We start from the raw sequence: 20,200 nt of genomic DNA, 5'->3' as shown, positions 1-20,200 counted from the left end.
TTAATCCTTACGGAATAAAAGCCATGCATAAAAGGATTTTTATTAACCTTCTAAGCACGGCTTTATTTTTGTAATGAGCTTCTATGAATTTTGCAACTTCTTTATTTTTCTAATAGTCTTTATGCTATATACTAATTTCCTTATACTGCAGCTAAGTCTTGTAATAAAATAATATTAATAAAGCGATATTAGATCCCTACATTCCCACTATTGATACCCGAATCACTGTTTTCTAAAGGCAGCCATTCTAGTACTCTAGCAATATATCTATTCCAAAAGTCCCAATCATGTCCTCCAGAACCCACTTCAAATGTAACTTTAACACCTAAGTTTTCCGTATACTCCTTGAAACCTATATTTTCTTGTAGTAAATTATCCTTATCTCCGCAAGCTATATAAATCTGAGGAATATCACTCTTTTCTTCAACTAACTTTTTTATAAGCCATTTTGGATTTTTATCGCTTTCGGCCACTTTAGAAAGATCTCCAAAACAAGCTTCAGCAAACCTACGACTTTCTAAGAAAAATCCTACGTCGTTAGTTCTTTTATTAATGTTATCAGTTATTAAAGCAGAAGAGAGCCCTGCCACATATCCAAAGGTATCACTATATTTTAAACCATTTCTAATTGCTCCATATCCACCCATTGAAAGTCCTGCTATATAAGTATCTTCCCTCTTATGAGATAAAGGAAACATCTTTCTTGTAATTTCCACCAATTCTTTTCCTATAAACTCTCCATAGTTATTTTGAGCTTCTGTATTATCTACATAAAATGAATTATCCCCAGATGGCATTACTACTACAAGATCATTTTTCTCTGCCCATCTTTGAATATTGGTTCCTGATACCCAATCAGTGTAATTTCCAAAGACCCCATGAAGAAGATATAATGTTTTATATGGTTTATTTTCTCTTACAGCCCTACCTGGAAGGGCTATCTTATCCACTGGTAATATTACATTCATAGTAACATTTCTAAATAATGTTTTTGACATAAAATTTGCTTGAATAAGTGCCATGTCCCATACTCCTTCTTGTCAGTTTTAACTTTAATTATTAACTTTTTCTACTTCATAATGCAATTAATCAAAATAATACCTCGTAGAATCATCAAAAGCATTATTTTGAGTTTAAGGTTTGAAGTTGTTTATCTTTTCAGATGAATAGATGTCCCAGTTCCATTAATGGAAGTTTACTAAAATCTTTTTTGATTTTTAGTTGGAACTGGTCTATCTATAGCCTTTACCTATTTCATAAAATATTACTTTATCCATTGAAGCTTTTATCTTATAAATTCTATAGCTTTTCTCCATTGCTCTCTATAACCTTCTTATACCAGTAAAAGCTCTTCTTCTTAGAACGCTTTAGAGTTCCATTGCCTTCGTTATCTTTATCTACATAAATAAATCCGTATCTCTTTTTCATTTCACCAGTAGATGCACTGACTAAATCTATGCACCCCCAAGGAGTGTATCCCATAAGTTCTACTCCATCTTGATTGACTGCATCTATCATAGCTTTTACATGTTTTCTTAGATACTCTATACGATAATCATCTTCAACATAGCCCTCCTCATTTGGAGTATCCACAGCACCTAAACCATTTTCCACAATAAATATTGGCTTTTGATAACGATCATATATGGAGTTCATTGTTATTCTAAGTCCTAGTGAATCAATCTGCCATCCCCATTCACTTGCCTTAAGATATGGGTTTCTCAATGTTGCGAAGGCATTTCCTGCCGTCTCTTTATTTACCTCTGGATCTGCACTGGTTAATCTCGATGAGTAATAGCTAAAAGAAATAAAATCAACAGTGTTATTCTTTAAAAGCTCTTCATCTTCCTCTTCCATTTTTACTGTAATATTATTTCTTCCAAAAAACTTTTTTGCGTAATTTGGGTATTCTCCTCTTGATTGAACATCTATAAAGAAATAATTTTCTCTATCCTTCTCCATAGACTTCCATACATCCTCCGGAGCACTAGTATTAGCATAGGTATTTCCAGCTGCTAGCATACACCCTATCTTAAACTCTGGATTTATTTCATGAGCTATCTTTGTTGCTTTTGCACTTGCAACTAATTGATGATGCGCTGCTTGGTACTTTGCAGCCTCTTCATTCTCTCCTTGTTCAAAGGTTAAACCAGCTCCTACGAATGGTATATGTAGCACCATGTTTATTTCATTGAAAGTAAGCCAATATTTCACCTTATCTTTATATCTACTGAAAATAACTTTACAAAGCCTTTCATAGTAGTCCACCATCTTTCGGCTTCTCCATGATCCAATTGTTTTTACCAAGTTCATTGGTACATCAAAGTGGGTTATTGTGACTAATGGCTCCATTCCATATTTCAAACATTCATCGAAGACTTCATCATAGAATTTTAATCCTTCTTCATTTGGTTCTATATCATCTCCATTTGGGAATATCCTAGTCCATGCTAAAGACATCCTGAAACACTTAAAGCCCATCTCAGCAAATAGTGCTATATCCTCTTTGTAATGATGATAAAAATCTATAGCCTCATGGCTTGGATAAAAGTATTCTTTGTCGCATTCAAACATCTTCATCTTTCCAAACATAATTGGAAAGCGATCTTTACCTGCTGGTATTACATCCACTGTTGACAACCCTTTTTTCCCTTCCAAGTACGCTCCTTCACACTGATTCGCAGCAGTAGCTCCTCCCCATAAAAATCCTTCTGGTAATCTATTATTCACTATTCTTCCTCCTATTGAATATAGTTTCTCGCTTTTTTACAGTACTTTTATGCACTGAAATAATACCAGCTAATTACTATTCTAAATATCTAAATATGTTTATTTTCTATTCCTAAGTAATCAAAATACGCCTTTGTGTGCATATCTTTGCCATTTCCGCTAGCATACATTCCAATAAATGTTCCTGTGAAAGCTGAATTAGCTCCTTCTATAGCCAAATGCTTGACCATTGTACTGCCAACTAACTTCATATTCTCTTTAGTTGTTCCACAATAGAAGTGATATTCCCTTTTATCCCCTTTAATGCAAAGATAGATTTCTTCTGCTTCCTTATCTAATTTCACCCACTCAGTTTCTATCTTTATATCAGCTACATTTTTACGGAGTATTACAGCTTTTTCGCCACTTCTAATTGTAAGAACGAACTCCATATGATGCTCATTATCTAAATAAATAACTAAACCAGCTTCTTCATTTGGAGCTGTTGGCTTAAAATCAATCTTAGTCTCTGCAACAAAGTCATATTCTTCTTGTCTTCTTCCTATAAAGGCACTTGCTTCTAAATCATTTAAGGTATATTTATCACCATTTAAACAAAGCCAGCCTTTTCTTTCTGTTAGTGAGTATTTATCATTTATAAACTCTCTCATCATACTATAGCATGGAGCTAATGAAGTAACTTCAAAATCATCTTTCACACAATTATCTGTTTCAGAAATCTCACCATTTAATTCTTCTACTTCAACCTCAGATAATGCACATCTATCCTTTACCATTGGCCATCCATCTTCTGTCCATATAACTGGCATTAGAATAGTTTCTCTTCCAAGAACATGTTTATGCTTTACTGGCCTTGTAGCTAAAGCAACCATCCACCAATTGCCACTATTATCCTCAATCAAATCCCCATGCCCTACGGATTGCAAAGCTTCACGCCCATAATCACGATTGGATAAAATAGGATTGTAAGGACAAGGTTCAAAAGGTCCCCATAGAGAATTACTTTTCATAACGGTTACCATATGACCTTCTCTAGTTCCCCCTTCTGCAACCATAAGATAATAAGTATTATTTATCTTATACATATGAGGTCCTTCTACATCTCTTCCACCGCAGCCTCTACTAATAATATTACATTCTCCAACAATTTCTCCAGTGGCAACATCTATCTCAAACTGTTCAATAGCATTGAGTCCTTCTTCATCTCTAGTGGCAAGCTGCATATAAGTTTTTCCATCTTCCCAGTATAAGGATGGATCAATCCCCATTCTATTAATCCAAATAGGATCTGACCACTGTCCAAAAGGATCCTTTGTAGTTACAAGGAAGTTCCCCTTTGCGATATTTGTAGTAATCATATAGAAGGTCCCTTCATGATAACGGATAGTCGGTGCAAAAATACCACCTGAACACTTAGAATTCTTTAAATCAATTTGGGATGGTCTAGTCAAACAGTGTCCAATCTGCTTCCAATTTATTAAATCCTTACTGTGGAATAATGGTACTCCTGGTAAGTATTCAAAGCTTGAAGTTACTAAGAAATAACCTTCCTCAGCTTTACAGACTGATGGGTCTGGGTGAAAGCCTCTAATAATTGGATTTTTATATTTCATATCAAACACCTCCATTTATAAAGATACTAATTCACCGGAACTTTATTCTACATATTCAAATAAGGCCTCTTTTAAATCTCTACTATTTGCTCCGATAAATAATCTAAACTTACCCTTCTCAGCCTCAAACTTTATATCTCTAGTAAAGAACTTCAAATCATTTTCTGAAATTATAAATTCCACTTCTATACTTTCATTAGGTTCAATTTCAACTTTCTTAAAGCCTTTTAATTCTTTAATAGGTCTTACTACACTTCCAGTGATATCTTGAATGTACATCTGAACAGTTTCTTTTCCTTTTACATTTCCTATGTTTTTAACAATAATAGTTGCTTTTATTTCTTCTGTATCATTTAAAGTACTCTTATCTAATTTGATATCCCCATATTCAAATTCAGTATAGGATAGACCGTAGCCAAATGGATAAGCTGGTTCATTAGGGCAGTCTAGATACTTAGAGACAAATTTACCAACATGTCCTGAACCTACTAGTGGCCTACCTGTTTTAAACTCGTTGTAGTAAACAGGGATCTGGCCAACATTTACTGGGAAACTCATAGTTAGCTTACCAGAAGGATTTACATCACCAAAGAGTATGTCTGTCAATGCTAAAGCCCCCTCAGATCCTGGGAACCAAACCTCTACTAATCCATCAACTTTATCTACTATGCTATCTAATACTAGTGGTCTTCCATTAAATAAAACCGCTACTATTGGTTTATTTAACTGATGCAACTTTTCTAGTAGTTCTACTTGTAACTTATTTAATGATAAATCTGTACGACTTGAGGCTTCTCCACTTTGTAGAATATGTTCACCTAATGCTAATACAATCGTATCCGCATCAGCTGCAACTTTTAACACTTCTTCTAAATCTTTTTTTACATCTCGTTTTTCTACCTTTTTTTGAACCATAAATCCAAATTCACCTAAAAGGGAAAAATCATCAACTACATCACAGCCATAAGCATAGGATAGATTTTTACCTATTTTCTTTTCCATAGCTTCTTTTAAAGTGGTTATCTTATCTTGGTCTGCAAAGAAAGACCATGCTCCTAGTAGTGACTTTTCATTTGCATAAGGGCCAACTAATGCAATCTTTTTCTTCTTATCCAAAGGTAATACATTATTATCATTCTTTAAAAGTACTATTGATTCTTCAGCTAGTGAACGTGATAACTCCTTATTTTCTTCACAATTTAAAACTTCTTTTTCAAGGCTGACATCTGCTCCTCTATATGGATTTTCAAACAATCCTAACTGATTTTTTAAATTTAATATTCTTAAAACAGCTTCGTCGATGAGGTTTATATCAACTTCTTCACTTTCCACTAATTCCTTAAGATGATTAGCATAGATTGGAGTTTTCATATCAAAATCTACACCAGCTTCAATACCTAGCTTTGCAGCCTCGTGCTCATCTTCTGCAGCTCCATGATATATTAATTCTTTAATAGCAGCATAATCAGACACTACTACTCCATCAAATCCCCATTCTTTTCTTAGCACATCTCTCATCAGCCACTTATTTCCTGATGCAGGTACTCCATCTACCGTATTAAAAGATGTCATAACCATCTTGCAACCAGCATCAACCGCCGCCTTATAAGATGGAAGATAAGCTTGTCTAAGTTTTCTTTCTGACATATCAACGGTATTATACTCTCTTCCAGCTTCAGGAGCTCCATAAGCTGCAAAGTGCTTAACACAAGAAGCAACATGGCTATTATCTAGATTACCTTGAAAGCCTTCTACTTCAGCCTTAGCATAAATACTATTAAGATACGTATCTTCTCCAGTTGATTCCATAACACGTCCCCATCTTGGGTCACGTACTAAATCTACCATTGGTGAAAAAACTCCATGGATGCCAGTGACTGCAGTTTCCTTTGCTACCATCTCCATTGCCTCTTTAACTTTGTCTGGGTTCCATGAGCATGCAAAAGCTAGTGGTATTGGCAGCACTGTTTTATATCCGTAGATTACATCTGCACAAAATAGAAGAGGAATCTTATGTCTGCTCTTACTTAAATAATCGTCTTGTATTTTTTTTAATCTCTCTGCTCCAAAAACGTTGTATACTGATCCTATATTATTTATCACGTCATCACTTATTCCAAGTTTAGCCTTCGGTCCAGTAACAGCAGCATTTTCACTATAAAGTGACCCGTCAAGCTGAACAAGTTGATATATCTTTTCTTCTATTGTTAATGAATTAAGCAATTCCAAAACCTTACTTTTTTCCATAATATCCTCCATTATTTTAAGCTGTTTTTATTTAGATAAATAGTCTCTCTTAATTAAATAGAGAGACTATTACTATTCGCTATACTGTTTGCTGTACAACTCCTGATTCTTCTTCAAAAGCCTTATTATCAGCCATTCTGAAGAATGGATACCATATAACTATCCATAAAAGAACTAGTGCTAATTGTAGTACTCCAATTCTCCAGCTTCCTTGTAAAAGTCCTTGGACAAATATAGGCATCCCCATAACACCTACACCAGCAGGTGCTGGAACGAGATGCACCACTGTTGCAATATACCCAACTATTAGCGAAATTACATTACCAAAAACAAATGGGATTGCGAATACTGGATTTAGAACTAGTGGAGTACCAAATATAATTGGCTCAGTTATACCAAATATACCAGGAACTATTGAAAGCTTTCCAAGAGTCTTAAATCTTTGGCTCTTAGCCTTAAGCATCAATATATTTAACCCTAACGCTGTTCCACCAAAGGTATAAACCATAAAGAATGAAAGTCCAACTATATTAGGTAATGGTTTCCCTGCAGAATATGCACTAAGTTGAGCTGCATCTAGGGCAGACCATATAGGCATCATCACTGAAAAAGCTACCATAGTACCATGTATACCAAAAGCCCATAATAGCTGTGATATTATTGCTACCGTTATCAAAGCTCCAATATTTCCACCTAAATGTTGTAGTGGAGTCTGTAAGAAGGAATAAATAAATTGATGAACACTTCCATAAGGTGTATTAGAGAATATTGCTGCTACAATTATAAATATAGGAACTATTATTAGTCCTGGAACTAAACTAGCAAAAGATTCTTTTATAAAAGGAGGCACAGAATCAGGCATCTTAATTGTCCATCCTTTTTTAACAACAAATACATATAATCTTGCTGTAACTAAAGCAACAATTATCGCCGAGAATATTCCTGTTGCACCTAACCAGTCCATAGGAATTATCTGAGCTTCTCCCATTATAGATTTAGTTGCTTGAGTTGGAGTAATCATGAAGAAAGAAATTAGTGCTAATACTCCTGGAATAGTACCCTTTTCATCAAAGGTTTCTGCAAGGCTATTTGCAATACAATAAACAAATATTACCGCTAAAAAGTTTGTGGTAAAGGTAATTGGTAATTGTAAAAATTTACTTATTCCATGTGAAGTTATGAAATCTTGATACGGAGCAACTGGAAATGATTTCAGAAGTGAAGCTAATGCACCAACCATTGTAGCTGGAAACGCAGTCATCATTCCCCCCATTATTGCTTTTAAATATCTATTACTAGATAATTTATTAATACCAGGCTGAACCTTTCGTTGTATTCCTTGAACATTTATACTCATTTTTTATCCCCCTCATATCCTTTTTAAAGTATCTTATTTCTTTAGACTTAAAGCTTTATTTAAAACTTTTTCACCATTCATCATTCCGTAATCAATACTATCGATTACATCAACCTTAATTCCTTTTGGTTCATATTCCTTCTTGAAATCATTAAGCATAAAACCTACTTGTGGTCCTAATAGCAATACATCTGTTTTATCACTATATTCTTTTTTGAACTTTCCTTCAGCAGTAGCTCTTATTTCTGCTTCTATACCTTTATCCTTTGCTGACTTTTGCATTTTTGCTACTAGCATACTTGTTGACATTCCACCAGCACATATTAAAGTAATTTGTAACATTTATAATTCCTCCTCAGATGGTTTAATTTATAATTTGTTATTCATGCTTATTTATAAAGCAACTTCCATGCCAACACACATTACTTTACTTATAAACTATTATCTTGTACTTAATGTTAAATGTGTGTTAAAGTGTGTTTAATCTGTGTTATATCTGTGTTTTATTTATTATTCTTTAGCTCTAGCATCTCACAGTACATATCAATGAATTCTATCGCCATATCTTTTACTGTCATTGCATTCATAAGATGATCCTGAGCGTGAACCATAAGTAGAGACATCTCAGTCTTATTCCCTGCAGCCTCATTTTGAATTAATTCTGTTTGAACATCGTGGGCTTTTCCTAAAAAAACATTGGCTTCTTCGATTAGTTCTTTAGCTTTATCTATATTTCCCTTTTTGGCTTCTCTTATAGCATTCATTGCTCTACTTCTTGCATCTCCGCCATTAACTATTATTCCAAATATCATTTCTTCCATAATGCAACATCCTCTCTACGTTTAAAGTGTTATGTTTGTTATACTAATAATACAAGCAATTTTCATGCCAACACACATCAAACAAAAACAAATCCTACAACCCATATTTTAATGAATTGTAGGATTAAAGCTTACGCTTTTTTTATATAATTCCTGTAATCAAAAAATCTCATTATATAACATATCTCATCTTCAGTAATTTCTATTTGGTACTTTTTATTTAAAAAATCCGTAGTACCTTTAACTACATTATACAATTCTGGACTTTCTCTAATATACTTCTCTTTATTCTCAAATTCATCAATATACTTTCCTTCTTTAAGCCTATCTATCATACTAGCCATATGAAAAGATATACCAATTAGAAAGTTAGTGTCTAGCTTTATATTAAGAGCCTCTTCTACCATACTGTTAAACCTTCTTATATCAATCAATGCTGCTTTACCACTTATATTTTTAAGCTGCATCTCCAGTGTATCTCCCATTTTAAGGTAAGCCGTCTGTAGATCAATGTACCTTTGCATTAATTTTATAGCATCAGGATTAAACATATCTTCCAGTCCAAATTGAGGAATTTTAGTATCTAGGCTAAAAGAACTTACTAGGCATACAACAGTATGATCTTTTTCTATTTCCTTTATCCTTTTATATACACTGCCTTTCCCAACAAGATTTATAGGTATAACCGCTAAAAGATTGCTATCAAAATCAAGCTCTCTGTGGAGCATATTCTTAACTGTTATTGCACTACCTTCTCCTGTAGTACAAATAGTTATAATAGCTAGTTTTTCTCCTATCTCATCTTCTTCTATAAGTTCTTCTTCATTAGCTTCCATCAAAACATTAACACTTAAGGTGTCTTTATATACTTCTTCAAGAGTATATCCCATCATAGCTTTTCTTGTTGCTTCTAAAACGTGAAGAGTACTTACCAGAGGTATTGTTTTTGTCCTTATTCCAAATTCTTTTTGAAGCTCTGCACCAAAGGTTGTAAATGATCCCATGTCTACAAGAAATAATACATCCAAATCTAATTTTGCTTCTTTAATATAATTTTTTATATTAGAAAGTATAGTTTTAGGTTTTTCTTCTATAGGTGCATTTATACCTATTGCATAATTTACGCCTAAAAGTTTGTTAGCTGTTTCAACCATCGAACTTGCTGTTGCAGGCCCATGCGCTATAACAATGACTTTTACATCTTTATTGTGTTCTTCAACAACTCTATAATCATAAATTAAGAAAAGTGATAAAAATCCAGCTTCATCAATAGGCATTGATATATCTAATGTCCTATCTATTATTTTTAAAAAGTCTAATGCCAAGTTAAACTCTTCTTTATATTGAGTTCTAATAGAATTTAACTGCGGATTTACTATTTTTCTATTTTTTCTTACTCTCTCTATAGAGTTTGATATATGCACAGCCATTCCATAATAAACCTTTTTGCTTAACTTTCTACCAAGTCTTTCTTCACTTAAACTTATTAATTCCTCAACAACTCTTATAACTTTCGGTTCAATTATATTTTCCAGCTTAGACATATCCACTTTACTACTTACGTCGTGAATGTAGTTATCAAAATAGTCTTCTATGTCTTTTTCCATTTCTTTATCTAATTCTTCGTCAGACACACCTTTGGTTTTTAACTCATGAAACCTTATGTCTATCATCTCATAAATACTTTCGTTATTATTATATTCCTCAAAGAGCATATTTTCTTCACTGGTATCAAAGATGCAATATCTGTTATTTATACCGATTAACTTATTCCATATCTGGCGATGCTCAGTTCCCATATATAATCCTTCTCTTATATAAGGCGGTATATCTAAGCTACTTATAACTATTTCTTCTTTTCTATGAGCTATAAAATCCGCATAAGCCTTTGCACATAGTAACTGAATATCTGTTCTAAGTTGACCCACATTGTTTGGACAGCTATAGCTTAAAAGAGATCTCATTGTGTTTACAGAAACTTTTATTGACTTTCTAAGTCTTGCAGACTCTTCTCTCATAAAATCGCTTACTAAATTAAATCTTTCTTCCAAAGTTCTTTCATTAAGACTTGGAATTCTTATAATCATTGGTATTCTTCTCGTAAAGGTTTTTAAAAGCGTTGAGTCTGGATTTTCCGTAGTTGCAGAAACTATTAATACTTTTGAAGATCTTTCATTATCAGTTTCACCTAACCTTCTAAAGGTTCCTTTATCCATAAAAGTAAAGAAAATTTCCTGACCTTCTGGAGGAAGTCTATGAACTTCATCTAAAAAAAGAATACCTCCATTTGCCTTTTCAATTAGCCCAGGCTTATCAGCATCTGCACCAGTATAAGCCCCTCTTACACTTCCGAATAGTTGTCCAAGTAGTAATTGAGGATTATTGGCATAATCAGCACAGTTGAAGGTTATGAAAGGTGCTTCCTCTGGCATTACTTCCATCTCAATGGCATATCTATGTACAAGTGTTGCAAACATTGATTTACCAACACCTGTATCCCCTAAGATCAGCATATTCATCCCTTTAGGCGGATATAATATTGCAGCCTTAGCCTGCTCTACCGCTGAAAAAAGGCTCGCATTCTTCTTTACAAACTTTTCCAGAATGTTTTCCTCAAGCTTAATTTCCTGGGGTACAAATAGTACTGGCTTACCTTTAATCTTTGAAACTTTTCCAGCTTCACTCAATTTATTTAAATCAGCACTTACATTTGCTCTATCTAACCCTAGTGATGTTGCTATTTCTCCTGCACTAATACCTTCACCATTATAAAGTTCAATAAGCTTTTTATAAACTTCATCTATTCTTTTCACTCTATACTCACCTCTATTCAGGTATATATCATAATTATTTATGCTTTAAATTATTATTGAAATTTATTATATACATTTACAGTTAATTTATCAAATTTAAAGTAACAGATTAAATTTTTATTCATAATAATTTTCCCTATTATAGAGACATAGTACAAATACGAAAATTATATTTTATGTAAAACTAAACAAATTGGATATAAACAAAAATATTTAAAAAACAATTAAAGAAAGTCACTTCTGACTTTCCTTAAAAGTTTCTGTATTTTTTACACTATTTAAATATCGAAGGAGCAAGTTGATTTTTACAATCTTCCTTGCTACATTTCCATAAGAGATAATCATTTTATTTGTATCTTCATTGGCTTCATAACAAGTGATATCAAAGCGATTAAAAATATCCATCTTCTATAAAAGGCTTTTTACAATGTAAATCAACTTAACGCTCTACTTTCTAGAACTATTATAAATAATAGCTATCAATACTTATTTGATAATTTATTATAACGTGTTAGAATTTAAGCATATACACCCTTAAATTTTCTAAATTCTAAACGTTTGTAAAAATACATTAAGGTGATAATTATGAAAATTGATGAACTACAAAAAAATATATTAGACTCTCTTCATGATGGAGTTCTAATTGCAGATAAGAATTGCACTATTATTTATATAAATCCATCTTATACTAGAATTACAGGAGTAAACCCTGACATCATCATTGGACAACCTCTACATACTGTAAGGGAAGGAAGTAAACTTCCTGAGGTTATTAATAGCGGACAAAAGCTTATTGGGATACCTAGAAAAGTTGATGACAAAGAATACGTGGTCAACATGGTTCCAATTATTGAAAACAATGAAATTGTTGGAGGTATATCTATTGTAAATGAGATAAATGATGTATATACCTTAATAAGGCGACTTACTAAGTCAAACAAAATAATAGGTAACTTAAGAAAACGTGTTACTCAGCTACATAATACCAAATATACGATAGATGATATTATAGGTATTGACTATAAATCTCAAAATACAAAGAACCTTGCATTAAAGATCGCAAAGAAAGATTCCAACGTACTTATAACAGGAGAAAGTGGAACTGGTAAAGAGTTGTTTGCTCAATCTATCCACAACGCCAGTTCAAGAAGCGATAGAGCTTTTGTAGCCATTAACTGCGCTGCTTTAGATAACAATTTGCTAGAAAGCGAGCTATTTGGATATGAAGAAGGAGCCTTCACTGGTGCAATAAAAGGAGGAAAGCCTGGGCTGTTTCGAGAAGCAGATGGAGGTACCATATTTTTAGATGAGATTTCTGAAATGGACTATAGACTTCAAGCAAAATTATTAAGAGCAATACAAGAGAAAGTAATAAGACCTGTAGGAGGCCTTTTAGAAACCACTGTCGATGTTAGAATTATTGCTGCCACTAACAAAAGTCTAGAAACAATGATATTGGAAAATAAGTTCAGACAAGATCTTTATTTTAGAATTGCAGTTTTCACAATAGATTTATGCCCTTTAAGAGAAAGACGAGATGATATTATCCCACTAGTACAGAATTATTTATCAGAAGCACAACCTACTCTTGGTAAAGAAGTAATATTATCTAATGATGTCATAGAAGTTTTATATAATTATGATTGGCCCGGAAATGTAAGAGAACTAAAAAACACCATTGAGTATGCCTTAATGATGTCAGATAACTCTATAATAACTAGTGATACTTTACCTAAGAGAATACTTGATTCAGGATTAAAGAAAGAAAGCATAGAAATAAAAACTTTAGATAGAATTGTAAAAGATGCAGAGGCAAATGAAATAAAGAAAGCTATATCACAATATGGCAATACCGTAGAAGGCAAGAAAAAGGTTGCAAAGGCACTAGGGATTTCGCTTGCTTCACTCTATAATAAACTCAACACAGCTAAGTAAAAAATAATTTCTAATTTTTCAGAAATCGAATTCTAAAAAATTAGAAATCTTAATTTATTGTTATTGAACACATACAGCATATATTAAGCTATAATAATTTCTAAATCCTTAGAAATTTATCTAGAATTAGCTATTATGAAATTGTAATCGTTTGTAGAATTGTATCAAGATAAATAAATATTTTCTTCCCTCATAAATGGTGTATTTTCAAGCTAAAACCAATAAATTTACTACTTCTTTATAAATAAACATATCATAAATTAACAAACATTTACATATTGGCATGATTATTGCTCTAATCATAGTTGTGACCTTTTTATTAAATGCTTTTTCTCATTTAATACTAAAAATTATAACTAAATATATTATTACATTTCAGAAAATAATTATGGATTGTAACTGTTTTAGCAGGCAAAACCTAAATTGTTTATTAACGCTATATACACTAAGTTTTAGAGATTTAAATTAACTTAGTGTAGCCTTATATAGTGTTCGATGACAATTTAGGTTTTTTATTTATAAAAAACTAAAATTTTAAGGGGGAAATAAAATGAAAAACAGCTTAAAGAAAGTTCTTATGTCATTGGCATTAGCTTGTACCACAGCTAGCTTTATGTTGCCTACAGTAAAAGTTAGTGCTGCCACCACTGCTCCAAACGTAACTGGTATTGTTGCAAATACCTATATTGGAGATGCCGGCAGGATGGTAAGTTCATTCCAGATAACCGTGGACGATATCAGTAAAGTCTCAGATCTAAAAGCTTCAGATTTTGATATTACTGGGAACTACAACGGTATTCCTTTAACATTATCCAGTACAGTTACGCCTGATTATACTGATGATGGCATCTCATTAACTACTTCCGGTAATATAATTACTATGAATGTTAAACCATTCAAATATCAAGGTGCTATTTCTTTTGGTGGAACTACAAAGAATAATTTTGCTGTAACTTGCAGCAAATATTCGCAACTTACTTTTGATGCATCGAAAGTAACAAAGATGACTACAAGAACTGTAGATGATTTTACAGCAGGAAAGTTTACAGGAAGCAATGGAATTACACTTCAGTATAGAATGTATACATCTAAAAAGCCTGGCCCACAACCATTAATGGTTTACCTTCATGGTGGCGGAAATGATGAGGTTGGCACTGATAATATAAGCCAACTTACTGCAAATAGAGCAGCTGTGTCTACTATAGAAGATGGTAGAAGTAACTCAGTACTAAGTGTTCAATTTCCAGAAAACTATAGCTATAAAATTTATAGTATACCAGATCAATTAAAGAAAATGCAGGATATGTTTGTTACCTACAAAGAATTAATCGATAACTTAGTACAGACTGGAAAGGTAGATAAAGATAAAATTTATTTGGTAGGCGCATCAAGTGGTGGTGGCGGCGTTTTCAGATTTCTTATGCAATATCCTGACCTATTCGCCGGAGCTATAGCAATATCAACTAAGGATACAATTGGCGACTATAGCCAACCAGAAGATATAGCACTACCAGATTTTAAGGAAAAGCTAAAAGGAATAACAAATATTCCTCTTTGGATAGTAGCTTCAAAGAATGATTTAATATGCAACAGTAACGAAAGTAAATATGCCTATGATGCCTTAAAATCTTTAGGTGACACAAAAGTAAACTTAACACTTCTAAGTGATGACTATATGGCTACCTTAGGACTTGGCGGCTTCCTACTACATTGGGCTTGGGTTCCAGTATACAATAACTACGCCGATACAAGTGTATCAAACACTGGAATGATGGACTGGTTATTCCAACAGACTAAGAGAACAACTCCAATTGCACAAATAAAAGGTATTACTGCAAATACCTATGTTGGTGATGCTGGCAGAATGGTTAGTTCTTTTGAAATAACTGTAGATGATATAAACAAGGTTAAGGATATAAAGGCATCTGATTTTGATATCACCGGCAATTACGATGGATATCCATTGAGCCCAGATGGAAAGTTAGCACAAAACAACTATACAGATGATGGTATAAAATTAACTATCACTGGTAACACCATAAAAATAGAGGTCAACCCATTCAAGTATTTTGGAGGTTATATAACTCCAGGTGCAGTTAACTGCGTAAAATATCCTGAATTGTCCTTTGATCAATCAAATATAACTAAGGTTAATACAAAAACTGCAGATGATTTTGCATCTGCAAAGTTTACAGGAAGCAATGGAACTTCACTTAACTACAGATTATATACTAGTAAATCCACTACTCCACAACCATTAGTAGTTTGGCTTCACGGGGGTGGAGAAGTAGGTTCAGACAATGATGTAAATATCACTGCAAATAGAGGTGCAACAACTTGGATTGAAGCCGGAAAAGATACATCAGTACTAAGTGTTCAATTTCCAGCAAACTACGGTTGGGCTATTTATAAAAACCCAACAGAATTACCACTAATGGAAAAATATAATGATGTACAGTATGAACTAATCCAGAAGTTAATAGAAAGTGGAAAAGTAGATAAAAACCGTATTTATCTAGTAGGACCATCAAGTGGTGGTGGTGGAACCTTTAGATTCCTTATGCAGTATCCAAAGTTATTTGCAGGTGCTATAGCAATTGCTGCTAAAGATACAATTGGTGACTATAGTCAACCAGAAGCTGTTGCAGTTGGAGATTTTATGGACAAACTTAAAGGAATAACAGATATTCCACTATGGATAGTTCATGCTGAAAACGATCCAACCTGTGATAGTAGAACAAGTAAGTATGCTTATGAAGCATTACAGAAGCTTGGAGACACAAAGGTAAAACTAACTATTTACGATGATGCCTTTATGAACTCTCAGAAATTATATGGAGGACTTAGACATTGGTCATGGGTACCAGCACTTAACAATACAGAGATGATTAATTGGTTATTTGATCAAACAAAAGCTCCTGCACAAACAGGAAACAATAACGGTTCAACAACTACTCCTCAAACAGGAAATACCAATGGAACAACTGGTACTACTCCTCAAACAGGGAATAACAACGGAACAACAGTAACTACTCCTCAATCAGGAAATAACAGTACTTCAACAACTACAACAGCTCAAACATCAACAAATAGTAGCTCATCATCTACTCTTCCAAAGACAGGATCCGTAGTTGATTTCTCATTAATGATGCTCATTTCATCAGCATTAGTTGCTTTAGGATTTGTACTATTAAGAAGAAAGGCAACAAACTAACAGAAAGTTTAGTTTTATTAAAATAAATATACCCTATAAAATAGGCAGCAGAAAACAACGTACGAAATACTAGTTGCTGATTCTATTTTATAGGGTCTTTTTAAATAGTTAAATTATATTATTTCTATATTAGCTATCTCAGCAATTCTTTCACTTGGATTATCCGTAAATACGCCTCCATGATAGCAAATTACTGTTTGAATATCATACTTAGAAAGTTTCTTTAAGGATTCTGTAGCCTGCTTCATATCAAAGGTAAACACAGGATTAGGTCCAGTAAGCTTTCCATCAAAAACATTCAGTGCATCTCCAGTTACTAAGGTTTTATATTTTTTTAAATAAAGACAGGTATGACCTGGTGTATGTCCTGGAGTGTATATGACTTCTATTCCTCCACAATAAGGAAGTACTTCCCCGTCTTCGATGGTTCTACTAACCTTAACTTTTAATTTTTTAAGCATCTCTAAGGTTTCATTTCTCTTATCCTCTGGCATAGAGTTAAGACGTTCTGGTGTCATCTTAATTGGCATTTTATCTCCTTCAATATAAGGCTTTTCACCAGCATGAGATAAAACTTCTACTCCAGTCTTAGAGTTTTTAATAACACTAACTAAACCACCAATATGATCTATATCGTGATGAGTTATGATTATCTTATTAATTCTATCAACAGACACACCAGCCTTATCTATTTCCTCAGAAATATTTTCAAACTGTCCTGGTAAACCTGCATCTATTAAAACTACATCATCCTCATCAAATATAAGTGTAGGATGCATTTGGTGTTCAGTACTTCCGAGTTCAAGTACACTTAGTCCTTCAGCAATGTTCATTTTAAATTCCTCCATATCTATATTTTGAACTATTATTTACACTATCTAAATGTGAAACACTTCAATTCGAAATCTATTTTCAAAACTCCGCTGATTTTTGAGATGAGAATTTGAAGATATAGATTTAGATATTAAGCGGTTCATCTATAATCTACCATAATTTTACCATAGTATTTATAAACATCAATAAAAGGACTTAGATATAATTTATCTAAGCCCTTTTTGTTGATGTTATATTTTCGCTCTATATTACTTCTTAGTTCAAAATGAAATTGAATTAAATCATAGCTTTCTCATAGAACCTGTTTATTCCTTAGGAATCACATTAAGCTCATTGTTGATAACCCCTAAAAGCTCTTTTGGTATTCTAAACATTGATCTTTTAGACATACCCTCTATGGATATAAGCCCCATCATAACCTTAAATCTAGGTTCTTCAGCAGTTTCTCCAAAGAATTTTTTAAACACCGCCTTTGCCTTTTCATTTTCATAAAGCTTTTCTACCGAGTCGTATATGGAATAGTATCCTTCTTTAACAACTATCTCTTTATCCTCAGATAGATCAAACTTTTCAAACCAGTTAGTTACGTGTTTTGTTTCTTCTTGCTTTGGAAGTATATAGCTTGCATCTATTTCACTTACTCTGTTTAAAAGTATTTCATCTGTGTAAATATTGTTATTTCCATCATAAGCTTCAACCTTTAAAGTGTTTTGTCCAATCTCTAAATCGACATTTTTAAACACCTTCATTGGTTCACTATTATTTACTTCAGCTACAAAGTTATTATTTACATATAGCTTTATTTTAGATAAATTAGATAGAACTACTATATCATTAAGTTCTTTATGTCTGTTGACAAATCTGCTACCAGCTAGCTTTATAAAAGATTCTTTCGACCAGTAAGCCTTACATAGATAAAAAGCATCTTTCTTCACTTTTCTATCTATGGTAACTAAGCCCTTTTGATTTCTACCTTTTTCTCCACCTTCATTTCTAATCTCACTACCAAAATCAAACATAGCCCATACATATCCACCTAGAACAAATTCTTTTTCCTTAAAGGTTCTAAGTGCATTATCTTGGAACAATAGTTGGTATTCTTCAGTATAGTCTTTTACAGTTGGTTCATAAGAATGAAGTCTTGGGTTAGTATCTACTCCATATTCAGTTACCATAACCGGTTTATTAGGTCTTGCGGCATGGAAGTCATCTAGTCTTATTCCTAAATCTTTAATTTCCTTGTAATACCAGCCATAATATAGATTGTATCCAACAAAGTCTGTTAAATCATTTAGTGGACTTTCATTAGCCACTGTATGAATGTTAGCTTGAGCAATAAATCTAGCTGAATCTAATTTTCTAGCAGTAGAAACAAGTTCTTCAACCATCTTATAGGTATTTTCATTTTCTACAGCAATTGTTATTTCATTTTGAACTCCCCAGCAGTAAATTGAAGTATGGTTATAAGCTTGCTTAATTAAGCACCCTAGTTGTTCTTTAGCATTCTTATTTTCCTTATCAACAGTAGTTGGTATGCTTATAAACGGAATCTCAGCCCAAACTAATAGTCCTGCACGATCACAAAGTGTGTAGAAATAGTCATCATGTTGATAGTGAGAAAGTCTAATACTGTTTGCTCCTATTTCCTTTATGATTGACATGTCTAAATCCATATGTTCTTTTGTTAAAGCATTACCTATGCCCACAAAGTCTTGATGCCTGCTAACTCCATTTAATTTAATAGCTTTACCATTTAAAAATACACCTTTGTCTGGTGTTATCTCTATGGTTCTAAAGCCAATTTCTATAGTTCTTTTATCACATAAAACATTTTCTGAGTAAAGCTCTGTTTCTAGCTTATAAAGATAAGGATTCTCTATTCCTTGCCAAAGCACTGGATTATTAATTCTTTCAGCTAAATCAAATTTCAATTCCTTTTCAATCTCAGTATCAATGCTCTTATCAAATACTACATTATCATCTTTATCTAAGAGTCTGAACTGTAATTTACTAGCCTTAGCTTCAGTTAGTTCATTTACAACAGTTCCCCTTATCTCCATTTCAAAGATATCATCAACTATATTTCTTTGAGTTAAGTATATGCCATCTCTTCCGTTGTCCATCAAATCAAAGTGAAGTGCTTCTGAAATAATTAATTTCACTTCTCTGTATATTCCTCCATAAAAAGAGAAATCAGCCATTAGAGGATACACATCTTTATGACTACTATTGTCTACTATTATAGAGATTAGGTTTTCTCCTGCCTTCAAAAAAGGAGTCATAAATACTCTATACATTGAAAAGCCACATCTGCTGCCACCAGCTAACTGACCATTAACATAAACCTTAGAAACAAGAGAAGCTGCACCTATTTCTAGGAATATATACTTATTCAACTCTTCATCACTAACATTTAACTTTCTTTGATAAATGCATTCTCCTTTAAACATTCCTTCTCCGCTTTGTCCATCAACTGCATTGAAACAATGAGGCAATGTTACCTGTTCTGCTTCTACTATTTCCTTCTCTATATAAACTTCATTATTTTTCTTCATAAATGTCCATTTGTCATTTAAATCTATTATCCTCAATTATTTTCACCTGCTTTTATATTGATTTAAAATATAAGTTCACCC

Annotated in this window: 12 protein-coding genes; 2 read left to right on the top strand and 10 right to left on the bottom strand. The window is 33.0% G+C overall.

All coding sequences use genetic code 11. The features are described 5' to 3' along the window. Nucleotides 1-188: 188 nt before the first annotated feature. The 8 genes from OCU55_RS17155 to OCU55_RS17120 form a co-directional block, all read right to left on the bottom strand. Nucleotides 189-1,022 carry an alpha/beta hydrolase gene (locus OCU55_RS17155; protein WP_261853516.1) on the bottom strand — a complete coding sequence of 278 codons (834 nt, stop codon included), beginning with the start codon at nucleotides 1,020-1,022 and terminating at the stop codon, nucleotides 189-191. Nucleotides 1,023-1,299: 277 nt separating this feature from the next. After that, nucleotides 1,300-2,733, bottom strand: coding sequence for a 6-phospho-beta-glucosidase (locus tag OCU55_RS17150; protein WP_261853623.1), 1,434 nt, complete (start codon nucleotides 2,731-2,733; stop codon nucleotides 1,300-1,302). Between the two features lie 86 nt (nucleotides 2,734-2,819). Further along, nucleotides 2,820-4,343, bottom strand: a complete 1,524-nt coding sequence (locus tag OCU55_RS17145; protein WP_261853515.1) for a glycoside hydrolase family 43 protein — start codon at nucleotides 4,341-4,343, stop codon at nucleotides 2,820-2,822. Between the two features lie 42 nt (nucleotides 4,344-4,385). Further along, nucleotides 4,386-6,590 (bottom strand): beta-glucosidase BglX, encoded by a 2,205-nt coding sequence (gene bglX, locus OCU55_RS17140; RefSeq protein WP_261853514.1) that lies wholly within the window; start codon nucleotides 6,588-6,590, stop codon nucleotides 4,386-4,388. A 79-nt stretch (nucleotides 6,591-6,669) separates the two neighbouring features. Next, nucleotides 6,670-7,947 carry a PTS sugar transporter subunit IIC gene (locus OCU55_RS17135; protein WP_261853513.1) on the bottom strand — a complete coding sequence of 426 codons (1,278 nt, stop codon included), beginning with the start codon at nucleotides 7,945-7,947 and terminating at the stop codon, nucleotides 6,670-6,672. 33 nt (nucleotides 7,948-7,980) lie between these two features. After that, complete coding sequence (locus OCU55_RS17130; protein WP_261853512.1) at nucleotides 7,981-8,289, bottom strand: PTS sugar transporter subunit IIB; 309 nt, start codon at nucleotides 8,287-8,289, stop codon at nucleotides 7,981-7,983. Between the two features lie 161 nt (nucleotides 8,290-8,450). Continuing rightward, a complete protein-coding gene (locus tag OCU55_RS17125) occupies nucleotides 8,451-8,768 on the bottom strand; it encodes a PTS sugar transporter subunit IIA (RefSeq protein ID WP_183276222.1) in 318 nt (105 codons plus the stop codon). A 131-nt stretch (nucleotides 8,769-8,899) separates the two neighbouring features. Beyond that, nucleotides 8,900-11,581: a sigma-54-dependent transcriptional regulator gene (locus tag OCU55_RS17120; RefSeq protein ID WP_261853511.1), complete on the bottom strand. Its 2,682-nt coding sequence runs from the start codon at nucleotides 11,579-11,581 to the stop codon at nucleotides 8,900-8,902. A gap of 585 nt (nucleotides 11,582-12,166) precedes the next feature. On the opposite strand from OCU55_RS17120, the gene OCU55_RS17115 reads away from it, so the two are divergent. Next, complete coding sequence (locus OCU55_RS17115) at nucleotides 12,167-13,516, top strand: sigma-54 interaction domain-containing protein (RefSeq protein ID WP_261853510.1); 1,350 nt, start codon at nucleotides 12,167-12,169, stop codon at nucleotides 13,514-13,516. Between the two features lie 550 nt (nucleotides 13,517-14,066). Then, entirely contained in the window at nucleotides 14,067-16,730 is a 2,664-nt protein-coding gene (locus tag OCU55_RS17110; protein WP_261853509.1) for a carboxylesterase family protein, read from the top strand. Between the two features lie 113 nt (nucleotides 16,731-16,843). On the opposite strand, the gene OCU55_RS17105 is transcribed toward OCU55_RS17110, so the two are convergent. Next, entirely contained in the window at nucleotides 16,844-17,563 is a 720-nt protein-coding gene (locus OCU55_RS17105) for an MBL fold metallo-hydrolase (RefSeq protein WP_261853508.1), read from the bottom strand. Between the two features lie 306 nt (nucleotides 17,564-17,869). Then, nucleotides 17,870-20,155: a glycoside hydrolase family 2 protein gene (locus OCU55_RS17100; RefSeq protein ID WP_261853507.1), complete on the bottom strand. Its 2,286-nt coding sequence runs from the start codon at nucleotides 20,153-20,155 to the stop codon at nucleotides 17,870-17,872. Nucleotides 20,156-20,200 lie beyond the last annotated feature (45 nt).

It is taken from the genome of Clostridium folliculivorans, from assembly GCF_024341905.1.
GTDB lineage: Bacteria > Bacillota > Clostridia > Clostridiales > Clostridiaceae > Clostridium_AR > Clostridium_AR folliculivorans.
The sequence above is the reverse complement of the archived record's forward strand: the minus strand, read 5'-3'. Positions and strand labels throughout refer to the sequence as shown.

Coding starts and splice junctions, on each gene's coding strand:
- OCU55_RS17155 (WP_261853516.1), bottom strand. CDS start 1,022: ATGGCACTTATTCAAGCAAATTTTATGTCAAAAACATTATTTAGAAAT.
- OCU55_RS17145 (WP_261853515.1), bottom strand. CDS start 4,343: ATGAAATATAAAAATCCAATTATTAGAGGCTTTCACCCAGACCCATCA.
- bglX (WP_261853514.1), bottom strand. CDS start 6,590: ATGGAAAAAAGTAAGGTTTTGGAATTGCTTAATTCATTAACAATAGAA.
- OCU55_RS17135 (WP_261853513.1), bottom strand. CDS start 7,947: ATGAGTATAAATGTTCAAGGAATACAACGAAAGGTTCAGCCTGGTATT.
- OCU55_RS17130 (WP_261853512.1), bottom strand. CDS start 8,289: ATGTTACAAATTACTTTAATATGTGCTGGTGGAATGTCAACAAGTATG.
- OCU55_RS17125 (WP_183276222.1), bottom strand. CDS start 8,768: ATGGAAGAAATGATATTTGGAATAATAGTTAATGGCGGAGATGCAAGA.
- OCU55_RS17115 (WP_261853510.1), top strand. CDS start 12,167: ATGAAAATTGATGAACTACAAAAAAATATATTAGACTCTCTTCATGAT.
- OCU55_RS17110 (WP_261853509.1), top strand. CDS start 14,067: ATGAAAAACAGCTTAAAGAAAGTTCTTATGTCATTGGCATTAGCTTGT.
- OCU55_RS17105 (WP_261853508.1), bottom strand. CDS start 17,563: ATGAACATTGCTGAAGGACTAAGTGTACTTGAACTCGGAAGTACTGAA.